Genomic DNA, 13,589 nt, shown 5'->3' on the forward strand with positions numbered 1-13,589 from the left:
TTGATTAAGCTAGAGTGGCTTCCATTTGCCACTCTTTTTTTGTATAATCGACTCATTAAGTAACAAATTAAGTAACAAGGGATGGTGGGTGTTCATGGATCAACAAAAGAAAAAGTATTCTCCAATGATGAAGTTTTCGTTGTTGGCGGTTTCGTTAGTTTTAGCGTCATCACTGTCAGTTTCAGCTGAAGTACCACAATGGCAGCGTGCATTTCCGGGGCATTCATATTCAAGTATTGAGTTAATTGCCACCATGCCAGCATTAGCAGTGATTATCTTCCTGCTTGGAAGCAGTTGGATTGCTAAAAAGATTGGTGCTAAAAGAACCGTTATACTCGGGCTATTGGTCAGTGGAATCGCTGGAGTGATTCCCATCTTTGTTACTAATTATTATGTAATGCTTATTTCGCGATTTGCCTTTGGAATTGGACTGGGTTTGTTAAATGGACTAGCCGTCAGTCTGATTGGAACCTTCTTTAAGGGAAAAGAAAAGAATCAACTGATGGGAGTTAGAAGTGGATTTGAAATGTTAGGTAATGCTATTTCAGCGTATGTTGCTGGTGCATTACTGGTTGATTTTGGTTGGCATAGTGCCTTTCTAATTTATACTTTAGCATTTCCGGTTGCCATCTTGTTCTTCTTCTTTGTTCCTTCGCCACCAAAAGTGGAACATTATCAGGCGGAACGGAAAAACAAGTACTTTCCAAAGATTAATACTGATGTTCTTTTCTGGACCATGTTACTTGCTGGCTATCAGATTACGTATGTAGGAGCTACCGTTCGAATTGCTGAATTTATTGAGGGAACCGGCATTGGCTCCACGCAACAGTCAGCGGTTGTTATCAGTATTGCGCCAATCTTTGGTTTAGTTGGTGGTATAATCTTCAGTATGGCACTGATGAAGTTGAAGAAGTATTTATTACCCGTCGGGATTATTGCTAGTGGAGTTTGTCAGTTATGGATTGGGTTATCACACTCGTTCTTTAGTGCAGCGCTTGGCTTTTTCCTAGTAACTTTTCTTGATGCGATTGTGGTCTCTTACATTTTAAACATTGCAACTGAAATCTCATCCAAGGGAACTTTGAACTTAACCACTTCAATCTTGTTGATTGGTAGTAATTGTGGAATCTTTTTAGCCCCGATTGCTTTAGGTGGGATTGATTCAGTCTTTAGTTCAAACAAACCGGCATTAACTTTTGTAGTTTGTGGAATTATTCTACTAGCTATGGGAGCCGTTGGTGTATGGGACATTAAATTCTTACGCAGAAAAATATTTAATTAGGGCAGTGCAGTTGATGCACCGCCTTATTTATTTTGGTCAAAGGAGTAAAAGCCATGAAGGTTAATTTTAAAAGTTCTCATACTAGTCCCATATCGCTAAAGGCTTTTTTGGGTCAACATGGGATTAGTCACCGGATGTATGCAGACCTAAAGCGAACAAAAAATGCTTTTAAGATTAATGGGAAGGTCGTCAAGCCGTCGGTTAACGTTTCCTTTGCAGATGTTGTCTCCGTTTTTATTCCAAATGAATTATCTGATCCACGAATTGCGATTAGTTTTGAACCAATTAATGTAATTTACGAAGATGATAATTGGCTAGTGGTTAATAAAGAAGCTGGGTTAACGTCAGTTCCAGGTCCAAGCAATCAATCTGATACACTGGTGAATCGGATTAAGGGTCACTTAGTAAACGAAAAAGCCGCCAATTTACGACCGCACATTATTACCCGTTTGGATCGGTTTACTAGTGGAGTGGTCTTGGTTGCCAAAAATCGTTTGGCAAATAGTTATGGCAATGAAGAATTGAATCGTCATGAAATTGATAAGCGATATTTAGCAATCGTTTCTGGCAAAATGGCCCAAAAACATGGGATCATTGATCAACCGATCGGACGAATTGGTGATAATTTTGCGAGACAGGTAATTGCGTCTGGAAAGGCCGCGCAGACGGAATACTGGGTTAAAAAAGACCTAAATAATGCCTCATTATTGGAAATTAAACTTCACACTGGACGTACCCATCAGATTCGGGTTCACATGACGTCAATTGGGCACCGGTTACTTGGTGATGAACTTTATCATGGTTCACTTGATCGGGGGATTACGCGGCAGGCGTTACATGCCTATAAACTTTCTTTCTTTGATCCATTTCAAGAACGGCAGTTAAGTTTTGAAGCCAAGTTGCCTGATGATATGGAAAAGGTGATTTCCAAAAATTAGTATGTAAATTTTTTAAAGTTTGCTACAATAAAATTAGTACAGTAAGGAGAATGTTCCATGGAAGATAACATCCAGTTAGGTGAAAAATCTTTTGATAAAATGATGTTTGTACTTAATAAGCCGGTGAATGAGAAGAATCACCTTGACTATAAGTTCAAAGATTATGAGATGCAGCAAATTGCTGACGACATTTGGGCAATGCCTGCTTACATGAAAAAAGACGATGATTTTACCATTTTTTTCATTGTTACTAAGGTTGATAGTGGCGAGATTGTGGTAGCAATGGCAACTGGTCAGTCGGGTAAAAATGGTCAATTTGATTTGTCACGACCAGTTAATACGGGTGCCGGATTAAACGAACTATATAAACACGATCAGGACCAAGCGAAAGAAGCTCTTCACTTTTTGAATTTAATTTCAAAAGCTGGTGAGGGTGAATGGCGAATGGTAGAAGACTAAACAGAGAATAGGAGAGTTAACATGGCCCAAATTTATTTAGCAAGTCCATTTTTTAGTGACGAACAAATTCAAAGAATTGAAGTTGTTGAACACGCATTAGAAGCAAACTCAACGGTGACTGATTTTTATTCGCCACGTAAACATCAGGATGCTGAAAATGAACAGTTCACCCTTCCATGGGCAAACGAGATCTATCATCGTGACATGGAAAACCTAAAAGCAGCTAAGGCCGTGGTGGCTGTGGTTGATTTTGTTGGTAATAATGTTGATAGTGGGACGGCCTATGAGATTGGCGCAGGCGTTCAAATGGGAAAGCCCGTTGTGGTTTTTCAGCAAAAGGATGAACCACTTAACCTAATGATCTCAGAAAGTTTGCATGCTTACCTGAAAAATGGCGAGCAACTTCAGGCTTATGATTTTACTAAGATGCCAGAGAGTCACTATACAGGGAACATTTTTTAAATCGAATTAAAGGAGAAAGATTATGAATAATGATCAATTATCTGGAATGAGATTTTTCGAAGTAACGGTATTAAATGCAGTCATTACGATTCTTGAATTTTTGGGTGGAATCTTTTCGGGAAGTTTGTCACTTCTTTCGGATGCCTTCCATAATTTGGGGGATTCCATTTCAATTGTATTGAGCTATATTGCTCATCGAATCAGTAAAAAGCAGCAAACCAAACAGAATACTTATGGCTTTAAACGAGCCGAAATTATTTCGGCGTTTCTGAATTCGTTGTTTTTGATTTTAATTTCGCTTTTCTTAATTATTGAAGCTGTTAAGCGAATTTCACATCCAGAAACAATTAATGGTCCGGTGATGTTGGTAGTTGCGGTGGTTTCAACCATTGCCAACTTTTTTTCCGCCTTTTTATTGAATAAGGGGGCTAAACATAATTTAAATATGAGAGCCACCTACCTGCACTTGTTGAGTGATTCGTTATCCTCGTTAGGAATTATTATTGGTGGAATTCTTATTTCGCTTTTTAAGTGGACAATTGTGGATCCAATTGTGACGGTTTTAGTCGCACTTTATATTATGTGGGAAAGTTGGCCCATTATTAAAAAAACGGTTGGCATTTTGATGGAAAGTGCACCCAAACTAAATTACGCTGCCATTAAAAAAGATTTATTAAAAATTGATGGGGTGACCAGCGTTCACCACGTCCACGCGATGATGGTGGATGAGAACAGCATCGTTTTTTCGGCTCACGTTAATATGAAAAATATGCCCCTAGACCAGGTTCAATTAATTTACGATAAGATTAATAAATTGTTGAAGGGTAAGTATCACATTGACCATGTCACGATTCAACCAGAAGTTGACCGTGGAAGACATGATGATTTATTCTACGATAACGGCAAAGACATATAAAAAAACAGTTTCTATCTGCTAGAGAAAGAAACTGTTTTTTTGTGATTTTAAAGTGATCTATAAAGTGCTGTCTGGATCTAATTTATTGGTTTCGTTAACATACCATTCTGACCAATCAGTGGTGGGATTGCCGTTTTCAAAGTAAGTCTGACTTAATTTACTTAAAAGACTAGCGAAATCATCGTAATCAAGTTCAATGATATCAGCGACAACGTCTCGTGGACTATTATTACTCAGGGTAACGATCTCACGGTTTAAATCGGCAATTACACCAGATTCACCGTCAAAAGTACTCATCACTTCCAAGTTGTTGTTCCTAAATAGTTTGATGTAGAAAGGAACAAAATCGTTAACAACCTTTTTTTGGGCCTGCTCACTTAAATCACTAAACTTTACATTGTCACTCATATTTTTCCTCCTGTATGATACCGTTACAAATCTAATTTAATTATATCTGTCTGGGTACCATTCGTAAAATAGTTTTTTGTAACGAAAACTCAATGAGATTTTTTACTTATATTTTGATATGCTAGAAATATTAAAGAAAAGGGGTGAGTCGCATGTTTGGGAAGAATCAACTGGATCCAGATTCGCGTTTTCGTAATTATAGTGATTTGGTCATTAAGACCTGTATGTTAGCGGGTAAAATCATGATTGAGAATGGGTCAGAAATGACACGAGTTAATGACACCATTAAACGAATCGCACGAAATGCTGGGATGCCAAACTTGAAGACTTACATTACGATTACTGGAATTATGATTTCCGTTAATGATAATTCTGAAACTCAGATTACTGAGATTGATAAGCGGGCTTTTGACCTAAGGAAAATCACGGCTGTGAATGATTTATCGCGACGTTTTGCGGAACACAAGACAACGCTAGAGCAGTTCTACCAAGAATTACAACACGTTAGTGATCTAGATACTTATTTTCCGTATTGGATGAAAATGTTAGCGGCTGCGGTCCTTTCAGGATCCATTGAAGTGGTTTTTCGTGGTGATTATTCGGTGTTCTTTATTACCTGTCTAATCGGGATGTTAGGTTGGATTATTTTTGACTATTTGAATCGTATCGTGAAAGTTGAGTTTATAAACGAATTTACTGCGGCCATTTCAATTGGCATGTTAGCCATGCTAGCGAGAAAGTTGGGACTTGGAAGTGGTGTGGATAATATGATTATCGGGAGTGTGATGCCGCTTGTTCCTGGAGTCCAAATCACTAATGCGGTTCGAGATTTAATGTCTGGTAACCTTGTGAGTGGACCAGCAAGAGCAATGGAAGCCATTATGGGAGCCTGTGCTTTAGGATTTGGAGTGGCACTTGCTTTGAAGTGGTTTGGATAGGGGTGTTTATGATTGAAATTTTAGTGAAAATAATTGGAGTTTACGTTGCCACCCTTTGTTTTGCAATTTTGATCAACGTTCCACCACGTGCGCTTAATTTAGGTGGATTGGTTGGAGTTGCCAGTTATTTAGTGTACTTAACCTACAATTCGATCTTTGGTGGTTACGTTGGTGGAAATGTCTTTGGGGCATTTACGATTGGTATCTTGGGAATGCTGGCAGCTCGGTACAAAAAAATGCCAATCATCGTTTTTAACATTCCAGCGCTCGTTCCGCTTGTTCCCGGAGGACAGGCCTATGAAGTTATGAAATACATTGCAACGGGAAACACGCACTTAGCGTTTGTTTACTTAATGCAAGTTGCGATGATTGCAGGAGCGTTGGCAATTGGATTCTTACTAGCCGAGTTGGCGATTCAACTGTTCTTTCACATTACCCATCTTTTGAAGGGAATCGTATCTTAATTGAAAGTAAAAACCACATTGACCGAGGTCAATGTGGTTTTTAGTTAGTTTGAAGCTGTTTGACAAAGTCTTGATAATCCTGTTCCTCACCGGTATCTGTGATTTGAATACTATCGAGGTTGGCGTTTCTTAGGTCACTTTCACTAATATTTAACTCGTTAGTAAAAGTCGCATTTCCAATCAAATGAAGATCGTAGTGAACCCCACTGCGTTTTATGTGGGTTTTTACCATCCCACCTGGATTATAAATATTGACGGTTTCGTCAAAGTCTGAATCATGAGTTAGGATTTCGTAAATTAGACTAGTGGCCGTCATTCCAGTCCCACAGGCATTTGTAAGTCCTACACCCCGTTCAAAGGTTCGAACGAAAAGTTCATTTTGATTCATGACGTTAGCAAAACTAACGTTTACACCGTCCGTAAAGTATTTGTTTTTTCCGTTTAGCATTTTGCCTAACTTAACTAAATCGTCTGATTTCACTTGATTCATACTCATAAAACTAATGAGATGGGGATTAGGTACTGCGACCGCTGAATAATCTAATCCAGAAATGAAATCATTGACAGGCTGATCTAACAGTGGGGTTTTGATGTTTTCAAGGGGCAGACTCTTAGCATCAAATGAGATTGGTGAGATTTGGACACTAAAGGCGGGAACTCCAGGTGCAATGTCACTTTCTTTTGTGACATCTAGATCTGCGTCGTTGGTTTCAACCTTGAAAGCATCCTGACCAAACTTTTGTGACAAGTACCGTGAAACGGTCCGAAGTCCGTTTCCACACATTGAAGCTTCACTACCATCGGCGTTAAAGACTCGCATTTTTCCCAGTGCATTGGGGTGATTTGATGAATCAACCACCAGGACCCCATCGGCGCCGTTTAAAATGTGATTTTTGGGGTCTGAAATGGTTTGAGCAAGTTTTTTAAGTTCTGAGTCAGTTAGTTTTTGATTTAATTCAGTTTGGTCTAAAATAAAGAATTGATTTTCGGATCCGTGTACTTTAAGTAATTTAGTCATAATTTAGTCTCCTAATAAATTAGTCGGTTGTTGTCAAAGAAGTTTCTGTAGATTAACTTGACCGCTTTGTCTGAGTCTTTAATGTCAGTCCCAAGCATGACGGAAATCTTGGAAGCCCCTTGATTAATCATGTGAATGGAGATGCCATTGTCAGTTAATGGCCGAATGATTTTTTCAATGGTGTGATTATCAGACTGCATTCCCTCGCCAACGATCATGATGATGGCATAGTCATTAATCCAACGAATCTGATCGGGATGAAGCGCATCTTTGATTTCTCTCGTAATTTCTTTGACGATATGGTCATTTAGTTGGGCCTTATCAAAGATAATGGTCAGGTCATCGATTCCAGAGGGCATGTGTTCGTATGACACGTTGTATTTGTACAGAATTTTGAGAATCTTAAGGGTAAAACCCACTTGTTTGTTAAGCAGGTAGCGATGAATGTACAGTGCTGAGAAGTGCTTGGCACTGGCTACCCCGGTAATTACGCGAGTTGGCTGAAATTTATTTTCAGGAACAATCAGGGTTCCGGGTAGATCAGGAGCCGATGTGTTTTTCACGTTAATGGGAATGCCAACCTGAATCGCTGGAATGATGGCTTCATCATGAAAGACTGAAAAGCCAGCGTACGAGAGTTCTCTCATTTCTCTATAAGTCATTACGTCGATAGCTTTCGGGTTTTTAACCACCCGCGGGTCAACCGAATAGATTGCGTTGACATCGGTAAAGTTTTCGTATAAATCAGCTTGAAGTCCACGAGCCACGATTGAGCCGGTGATATCGGAACCACCCCTTGAAAAGGTAGCGATTTGATTATCATCATTGACCCCAAAAAATCCCGGGAAGATCATTTTTTCTTTAACGTCACGAAATCTTCTGATGTTTCCGTAGGTAACGGGATTGATTTGTGCACCGGCAACGTCGCCGGTGACTTTAAAACCAATTTCTTTTGGATCCATAAACTTTGCGGGAATTTTCAGTTGGTTTAAAATCATCGTCAACATTTGTGCGTTGAGGTATTCTCCTTGAGCTTTAAAGGTACTCATTAAATGAGCAAAATCCGGGAACGATTGATTAGGTAATTCTCTTAACTGTGAGACAATTTGGTTAATTTGTTTCGTCTGAACGTTAAATGATTCACCAATTTCTTGATAGCGATCAATAATTTGATTAAGAACGTCAGAAAAATCTTCATGGTCAAGAACTTTGTTAGCGTACTCGATTAATAGGTCGGTAACTTTTACGTCACCCTTGAAGCGAGTTCCGGGAGCAGAAACAACGACTGCCTTCCGATCTGGATCTGATTTGATGATGTTAATTACCTTTTGAAATTGGGTTCCGTTGGCTAGTGAGCTTCCACCGAATTTGGTTACTTTCATGAATTATTCATCCTTAAGAATTTAATTAAGTTGAATTGTAGCATTAATTTTTAATTTATCAATCTTGGAACCCAAAATATGTGAAATAGTTATTAATTTAGATGATATTAATTGACGAACAGGTCAAAATGGGTTATATTTTTAACAAATTTAAATAGAGGTTGCAGGTAACAAGATTAGCTAATGGAGATTTACTCGTCGAAGAAGTTAGTGAAAGGGTTGTTTGCCGAAGCATTCTGTCAGAGCAATGACACTGGTGCTGGGACGTGATTTAATAAATCGCGGACTGTCGCAGATATTCTGCGGGGAGCTATTCAAGAATATTTGATCAAATAATGTCAAATTAATTATTTTTAGATCTTTTTGTTCAACTCCTGAGCAAAAAGATCTTTTTTTATAAATTATTTAAGAGGTGCGAGATGAAGTCAGTTATTGATAAGCAAGACATAAGGAATCATGATTTGTACATTGGTGGGATTAAAGCCAGTGATTTAGCAAAAGAATATGGAACACCCCTAGAGGTTTATGACGTTAGTAAGATCAAGAGTCAAATTGAAAAATTTAAACGGGTTTTTGAAGACCGTAAAGTTAGTTACTCGGTTAATTATGCTAGTAAGGCGTTTGCCACGGTTGGAATGTATCAAATTGTGAAGCAAGAGGGAGCTGGAATTGACGTAGTTTCCGGTGGTGAGTTGTACACCGCGCTTCAAGCTGATTTTCCGATGGAACGGGTCAGTTTTCACGGCAATAATAAATCAAAAGACGAACTAACGATGGCTGTCAAAAACGGAGTGGGAACGATTATGTTGGATAATTTCCATGAAATTGAGTTACTCCACGACGTGCTAGAAGAGCAAGGTAAAAACATTGACGTGATGTTACGGATTACCCCCGGTATTTCAGCTCACACTCATGAGTACATCCAAACGGGTCAGGTCGACAGTAAGTTTGGGTTCAATCTGGCATCAGGACAAGCTGATGAAGCTTTACAAAAGGTCCTTTCCGAGAGGCGAATGAATATGAAAGGGGTCCATGCTCACATTGGGTCTCAGATTTTTTCACCCGAAGGCTTTGTGGGAGCTGCCGATAAACTTGTTGACGTAATGAAGCACTGGCATGACGATTTTGATTACACGGCAAAAGTAATCAACGTTGGTGGTGGTTTTGGCATTCAATACACCGATGAAGAACATCCCGTCGCCCCAGAGGACTTTGTCTCAGCCATTGTGGATGAGATTAAAGCAAAAACAACTGAGGATGATTTACCAACTCCATCAATTTGGATTGAACCGGGTCGTTCAATCGTCGGTTCAGCAGGTTATAGTTTGTACACGATTGGTTCCAGAAAAGATGTGTCCGGGATTAAGTCGTACGTTTCCGTTGATGGCGGGATGGGCGATAACATTCGGCCAGCTTTATATGGAGCTGACTATGAAGGCGCTCTTGCAGGCAATGCTGATGGAAAGCCAGTTGAAACCGTTCGAATTGCTGGGAAATACTGTGAATCAGGTGATATCTTGATTAAGAATCAGCCTCTTCCAAAGAGCAAACCGGGAGACATTTTTGTAATCTTTAACACCGGGGCTTACGGATACTCAATGGCTTCCAACTATAATCGAAATCCGCGTCCAGCCGTTGTGTTTGTTGAAGATGGTAAATCACAGTTAGCGGTCCAACGTGAGAGTTATGCGGACCTGATCCACTTAGATAAGAAATTAAAGGAGAACTAGAAGATGGCACAATTAGATGCACAGTCAATCATTAAATTTATTTCTAACTCAGACAAAAAGACCCCAGTCAAAGTTTATTTGAAAGGTAAGTTAGGAAAGATCAAGTTTCCGAAAGGAATTGAAAATTTTACCACTAACAAAACTGGTGTCATTTTTGGTGACTGGACTAACGTTTCAAAGTTTCTTAAAAAGAATAAAAAATTAATCAGTAGTTATGAAATTGAAAGTGATGCACGAAATTCGGCAGTTCCGTTGCTTGACACCAAGAATTTGGACGCTCGAATTGAACCTGGTGCTATTATTCGTGATCAAGTTTCAATTGGAAAGCATGTTGTCATAATGATGGGAGCATTAATCAACATTGGAGCTGAGATTGGTGATGATTCCATGATTGACATGGGGACCATCCTTGGTGGTCGTGCGATTGTTGGCAAGCATTGTCACATCGGTGCTGGTGCTGTTTTGGCCGGTGTGATTGAACCAGCGAGTGCTAAACCAGTTCGAATTGATGATAACGTGCTAGTTGGGGCCAACGCCGTGGTGATTGAAGGAGTTCACGTTGGCGAGGGTGCTGTAGTTGCAGCCGGTTCGGTGGTCTTACATGATGTTGAGCCCAATACCATGGTTGCCGGGGTTCCCGCTAAAAAGATCAAAGACATTGACACGCAGACCAAGTCCAAGACTAAACTTGAAGACGATTTAAGGAAGTGATGAATGTGTCAGATAACTCGACTAGGTTGAGTGACGATGATCTCCTTGAAATTTATCGTCATCTTCACCAAATTCCGGAATTAGCGATGCATGAGTTTCAGACCCATGAATATCTAAAAGAAGTCATTGATAAATTTAAAGCGGACTATATGGAAGTTAACGTACCAGAAAAGTTACCAACTGCGATTTTGGTGCTGATCCATGGAACTGATCCCAAGCGCACCATTGGATACCGAGCGGATATTGATGCGTTACCAGTTAAAGAAAAAACGAATTTACCATTTGTATCAAAAAATGATGGTGTGATGCATGCGTGTGGTCATGATATCCACATGACGGTTGCGTTGAGTATCCTGAATTACTATGCCGCTCATCAACCCCAAGATAATTTGTTAGTGTTTTTTCAGCCAGCTGAAGAAAGTGAAAATGGCGGTAAGGTGGCATACGAGGACGGTATTTTTACCGGGAAGTGGCATCCAGATGAATTTTATGGTCTACATGACAACCCCCAGCTTCCTGTTGGGGCAATCGGTTGTCGGATGGGCACGCTGTTCGCTGGGACAACCGAGGTCAACGTTGACCTGATCGGTAAAAGTGGTCATGCTGCTTATCCACAAGACGCTAACGATATGATTGTGGCCGCCTGTCAGTTTATTAATCAGGTTCAAACGATTGTATCAAGGAGTGTTGATCCAATTGAAGGCGGAGTCGTTACCTTTGGAAAAATGGAAGCCGGCACCATTCGAAATGTGATCGCTGGTCATGCTCGAATTGAAGGAACGATTCGGGGTCTAACCCAGAAAATGATTGAATTGATTGATAAGCGGTTAAAAGAAGTCGCTAATGGGATTTCAGTAAGTTATAACTGCCAGGTTAAACTCAACTTGAATCAGGGTGGTTATTTGCCAGTCGAGAATAATCCGAAGTTAACTAGTAATTTTATTAATTACATGGAAAATCAAAAAGACGTTGATTTTATTAACACGATGCCCGCCATGACGGGGGAAGATTTTGGTTATTTGTTGTCAAAAATCCCGGGAACAATGTTCTGGTTGGGCATTGGTGACCCCAAGTCTCAGCTTCATGAGGCGACGCTTACTCCCAATCCAAAGGCAATTGCGATTGGAAGTAGAGCTATTATCGGATTTTTGAATTATCGAATGCAACAAGGAACAAAAAAGTAGAGGAGATCATAATCATGGTAGAAAAAGCAGATTTATTAACGGCCATCGTCACTCCGTTTGGTGATGACGGGGAAGTTGATATTACACGGCTTAAGAAGCTGATTAAACATTTGGTTGATACAGGGACCAATGGATTTGTGGTCGGCGGAACGACTGGTGAAACTCCGACATTATCTGAAGACGAAAAAATGAAACTGTACGGCGAATTTGGCAAAATTGTTGGGGATAAATATCCAGTGATTGCAGGAACTGGCTCTAACAATACGCGACAAACGGCTGAGTTTAACCAAAAAGTGATGCAATTAGATGGGATTGATTACGGCTTGGTAGTGGTACCTTACTACAACAAACCCGATCAACGGGGCATGAAGGAACACTTTAAGTACGTTGCCGATCATTCGGACAAACCAATCATCATCTATAACATTCCCGGACGAACGGGAGTCAACATGGATAAGGAAACGGTCGTGGAATTATCCGAATACAATAACATCGCCGGAATTAAACAGTGCGGTTCACTGCCTGATATGGAGTACATTATTTCCAACACTCCAGATGATTTCTTGGTTTACAGTGGTGAAGATCCTCAAGCTCTGGCAACGAAAATGTTGGGTGGCAGTGGTGTCATTTCGGTTGCTTCGCATGTCTATGGCAAGCAATTAAGGGAAATGTACGATGATTTAGATCAGGGGGATTACAAAGCGGCTGGTAAGCTTCAACGTTGGTTAACACCAAAGATGCAAGCGTTATTTATGTATCCATCCCCATCACCAACTAAAGCAGCTTTAAATGCTAACGGTTTAAGTGTGGGTGGCTGTCGTTTACCAATTGCTACCCTAAATAAAGATGAGAAAAAAGAATTGGCAAAAGCACTAGATGTCAATTCACTAGGAGATATCTTAAATGATTAAAGTATTAGTAGCGGGCTTTCGTGGCTCAATGGGTCAAAAAGCCGTTAAGATGATTGAAAATAATGATGATTTTAAGTTGGTAGGTGTATATGACCCGAAAGCGGGCGATTTAAGCCCTGAAAGTTATGATTTACCTAAAGACGTAAAAGTCTATAACGATTTTGATCAGATTAAGGGACCAGATGTAGACGTTTGGGTTGATTTTACGGTTCCAAAAGCAGCTTATCCAAACACTAAATTTGCCTTGGATAATGGGATTCATCCGGTCATTGGAACCAGTGGGTTAAGTGATGATCAACTAGCTGAGCTGCGAAAATTAGCGGACGATGAAAATGTGAGTGGGATTATTGCCCCTAACTTTGGAATTTCGGCGGTATTGTTAATGAAATTTGCTAAAGAGGCAGCTCAGTATTTCCCTGATGCTGAGGTGATCGAGATGCATCATCAGGATAAAAAGGATGCTCCGTCTGGGACCGCCATTAATACCGCAAAGTTAATCAGTGAGGGGAGAAAGAAACAACCAGAACCCGTTTCAACCGACGAAACGTTAAAGGGTGCTCGCGGAGCTGAGTATGACGGAGTTCCGATTCATTCCGTTCGGCTTCCTGGATACGTTGCCCATGAACAGGTGCTTTTTGGCGGAGATGGTGAAGCGCTCACCATTCGTCAAGATTCCTTTGATCGTGATTCATTTATGAATGGTTTAAAGGTTGCCATTGAAAGAGTTGACGGTTTAGATGGGTTAGTTATTGGATTAGAAAATATTTTATAGAGGGGCAAGTAGTA

15 protein-coding genes and 1 riboswitch are annotated in these 13,589 nt (G+C 40.1%); of the genes, 12 read left to right on the forward strand and 3 right to left on the reverse strand.

Going from position 1 to position 13,589, the window contains the following annotated elements; all coding sequences use genetic code 11:
- Nucleotides 1-94: 94 nt before the first annotated feature.
- Genes AC6UDD_RS01440 through AC6UDD_RS01460 form a run of 5 tightly spaced genes read left to right on the forward strand, consistent with a single transcriptional unit; the run spans nt 95 to nt 4,057 of the window.
- The gene (locus AC6UDD_RS01440; RefSeq protein WP_500717854.1) at nt 95-1,282 is read left to right on the forward strand and encodes an MFS transporter; all 1,188 of its coding nucleotides are present in this window, start codon (nt 95-97) and stop codon (nt 1,280-1,282) included.
- Nucleotides 1,283-1,335: 53 nt separating this feature from the next.
- Entirely contained in the window at nt 1,336-2,220 is an 885-nt protein-coding gene (locus AC6UDD_RS01445; RefSeq protein ID WP_500717857.1) for an RluA family pseudouridine synthase, read from the forward strand.
- Nucleotides 2,221-2,277: 57 nt separating this feature from the next.
- Nucleotides 2,278-2,679 carry a hypothetical protein gene (locus tag AC6UDD_RS01450; RefSeq protein ID WP_500717859.1) on the forward strand — a complete coding sequence of 134 codons (402 nt, stop codon included), beginning with the start codon at nt 2,278-2,280 and terminating at the stop codon, nt 2,677-2,679.
- A gap of 21 nt (nt 2,680-2,700) precedes the next feature.
- Entirely contained in the window at nt 2,701-3,141 is a 441-nt protein-coding gene (locus AC6UDD_RS01455; protein WP_500717862.1) for a nucleoside 2-deoxyribosyltransferase, read from the forward strand.
- 22 nt (nt 3,142-3,163) lie between these two features.
- Nucleotides 3,164-4,057 (forward strand): cation diffusion facilitator family transporter, encoded by an 894-nt coding sequence (locus AC6UDD_RS01460; RefSeq protein ID WP_500717864.1) that lies wholly within the window; start codon nt 3,164-3,166, stop codon nt 4,055-4,057.
- A gap of 57 nt (nt 4,058-4,114) precedes the next feature.
- Here the strand turns inward: AC6UDD_RS01460 and AC6UDD_RS01465 are convergent, their stop codons facing one another.
- Nucleotides 4,115-4,465: a hypothetical protein gene (locus AC6UDD_RS01465; protein WP_500717868.1), complete on the reverse strand. Its 351-nt coding sequence runs from the start codon at nt 4,463-4,465 to the stop codon at nt 4,115-4,117.
- A 152-nt stretch (nt 4,466-4,617) separates the two neighbouring features.
- On the opposite strand from AC6UDD_RS01465, the gene AC6UDD_RS01470 reads away from it, so the two are divergent.
- Nucleotides 4,618-5,403 carry a threonine/serine exporter family protein gene (locus AC6UDD_RS01470; RefSeq protein ID WP_500693516.1) on the forward strand — a complete coding sequence of 262 codons (786 nt, stop codon included), beginning with the start codon at nt 4,618-4,620 and terminating at the stop codon, nt 5,401-5,403.
- 8 nt (nt 5,404-5,411) lie between these two features.
- Nucleotides 5,412-5,867, forward strand: a complete 456-nt coding sequence (locus AC6UDD_RS01475) for a threonine/serine exporter family protein (protein WP_500693517.1) — start codon at nt 5,412-5,414, stop codon at nt 5,865-5,867.
- A 40-nt stretch (nt 5,868-5,907) separates the two neighbouring features.
- Here the strand turns inward: AC6UDD_RS01475 and dapF are convergent, their stop codons facing one another.
- The gene (gene dapF, locus AC6UDD_RS01480; RefSeq protein ID WP_500717872.1) at nt 5,908-6,885 is read right to left on the reverse strand and encodes a diaminopimelate epimerase; all 978 of its coding nucleotides are present in this window, start codon (nt 6,883-6,885) and stop codon (nt 5,908-5,910) included.
- A gap of 11 nt (nt 6,886-6,896) precedes the next feature.
- Nucleotides 6,897-8,267 carry an aspartate kinase gene (locus AC6UDD_RS01485; RefSeq protein WP_500717874.1) on the reverse strand — a complete coding sequence of 457 codons (1,371 nt, stop codon included), beginning with the start codon at nt 8,265-8,267 and terminating at the stop codon, nt 6,897-6,899.
- A gap of 147 nt (nt 8,268-8,414) precedes the next feature.
- A riboswitch (Lysine riboswitch) is annotated at nt 8,415-8,588 on the forward strand.
- 98 nt (nt 8,589-8,686) lie between these two features.
- Between AC6UDD_RS01485 and lysA the strand changes: the two genes are divergently transcribed.
- The 5 genes from lysA to dapB are packed head-to-tail and all read left to right on the forward strand — an operon-like array spanning nt 8,687 to nt 13,575.
- Nucleotides 8,687-9,997, forward strand: a complete 1,311-nt coding sequence (gene lysA, locus AC6UDD_RS01490) for a diaminopimelate decarboxylase (protein WP_500717879.1) — start codon at nt 8,687-8,689, stop codon at nt 9,995-9,997.
- Between the two features lie 3 nt (nt 9,998-10,000).
- Nucleotides 10,001-10,708 carry a 2,3,4,5-tetrahydropyridine-2,6-dicarboxylate N-acetyltransferase gene (gene dapD, locus AC6UDD_RS01495; protein ID WP_500717884.1) on the forward strand — a complete coding sequence of 236 codons (708 nt, stop codon included), beginning with the start codon at nt 10,001-10,003 and terminating at the stop codon, nt 10,706-10,708.
- A complete protein-coding gene (locus AC6UDD_RS01500) occupies nt 10,708-11,892 on the forward strand; it encodes an N-acetyldiaminopimelate deacetylase (RefSeq protein ID WP_500717889.1) in 1,185 nt (394 codons plus the stop codon). The genes dapD and AC6UDD_RS01500 overlap by 1 nt, the downstream gene beginning before the upstream one ends.
- A gap of 14 nt (nt 11,893-11,906) precedes the next feature.
- A complete protein-coding gene (dapA, locus tag AC6UDD_RS01505) occupies nt 11,907-12,803 on the forward strand; it encodes a 4-hydroxy-tetrahydrodipicolinate synthase (protein ID WP_500717892.1) in 897 nt (298 codons plus the stop codon).
- A complete protein-coding gene (gene dapB / locus AC6UDD_RS01510) occupies nt 12,796-13,575 on the forward strand; it encodes a 4-hydroxy-tetrahydrodipicolinate reductase (protein WP_500717894.1) in 780 nt (259 codons plus the stop codon). The genes dapA and dapB overlap by 8 nt, the downstream gene beginning before the upstream one ends.
- Nucleotides 13,576-13,589 lie beyond the last annotated feature (14 nt).

It is taken from the genome of Fructilactobacillus sp. X2R1C3 (assembly GCF_059901425.1).

What these genes read in the sequence shown, in the direction of transcription:
- AC6UDD_RS01440 (WP_500717854.1), top strand. Translation starts at nt 95, where the DNA reads ATGGATCAACAAAAGAAAAAGTATTCTCCAATGATGAAGTTTTCGTTG.
- AC6UDD_RS01445 (WP_500717857.1), top strand. Translation starts at nt 1,336, where the DNA reads ATGAAGGTTAATTTTAAAAGTTCTCATACTAGTCCCATATCGCTAAAG.
- AC6UDD_RS01450 (WP_500717859.1), top strand. Translation starts at nt 2,278, where the DNA reads ATGGAAGATAACATCCAGTTAGGTGAAAAATCTTTTGATAAAATGATG.
- AC6UDD_RS01455 (WP_500717862.1), top strand. Translation starts at nt 2,701, where the DNA reads ATGGCCCAAATTTATTTAGCAAGTCCATTTTTTAGTGACGAACAAATT.
- AC6UDD_RS01460 (WP_500717864.1), top strand. Translation starts at nt 3,164, where the DNA reads ATGAATAATGATCAATTATCTGGAATGAGATTTTTCGAAGTAACGGTA.
- AC6UDD_RS01465 (WP_500717868.1), bottom strand. Translation starts at nt 4,465, where the DNA reads ATGAGTGACAATGTAAAGTTTAGTGATTTAAGTGAGCAGGCCCAAAAA.
- AC6UDD_RS01470 (WP_500693516.1), top strand. Translation starts at nt 4,618, where the DNA reads ATGTTTGGGAAGAATCAACTGGATCCAGATTCGCGTTTTCGTAATTAT.
- AC6UDD_RS01475 (WP_500693517.1), top strand. Translation starts at nt 5,412, where the DNA reads ATGATTGAAATTTTAGTGAAAATAATTGGAGTTTACGTTGCCACCCTT.
- dapF (WP_500717872.1), bottom strand. Translation starts at nt 6,885, where the DNA reads ATGACTAAATTACTTAAAGTACACGGATCCGAAAATCAATTCTTTATT.
- AC6UDD_RS01485 (WP_500717874.1), bottom strand. Translation starts at nt 8,267, where the DNA reads ATGAAAGTAACCAAATTCGGTGGAAGCTCACTAGCCAACGGAACCCAA.
- lysA (WP_500717879.1), top strand. Translation starts at nt 8,687, where the DNA reads ATGAAGTCAGTTATTGATAAGCAAGACATAAGGAATCATGATTTGTAC.
- dapD (WP_500717884.1), top strand. Translation starts at nt 10,001, where the DNA reads ATGGCACAATTAGATGCACAGTCAATCATTAAATTTATTTCTAACTCA.
- AC6UDD_RS01500 (WP_500717889.1), top strand. Translation starts at nt 10,708, where the DNA reads ATGAATGTGTCAGATAACTCGACTAGGTTGAGTGACGATGATCTCCTT.
- dapA (WP_500717892.1), top strand. Translation starts at nt 11,907, where the DNA reads ATGGTAGAAAAAGCAGATTTATTAACGGCCATCGTCACTCCGTTTGGT.
- dapB (WP_500717894.1), top strand. Translation starts at nt 12,796, where the DNA reads ATGATTAAAGTATTAGTAGCGGGCTTTCGTGGCTCAATGGGTCAAAAA.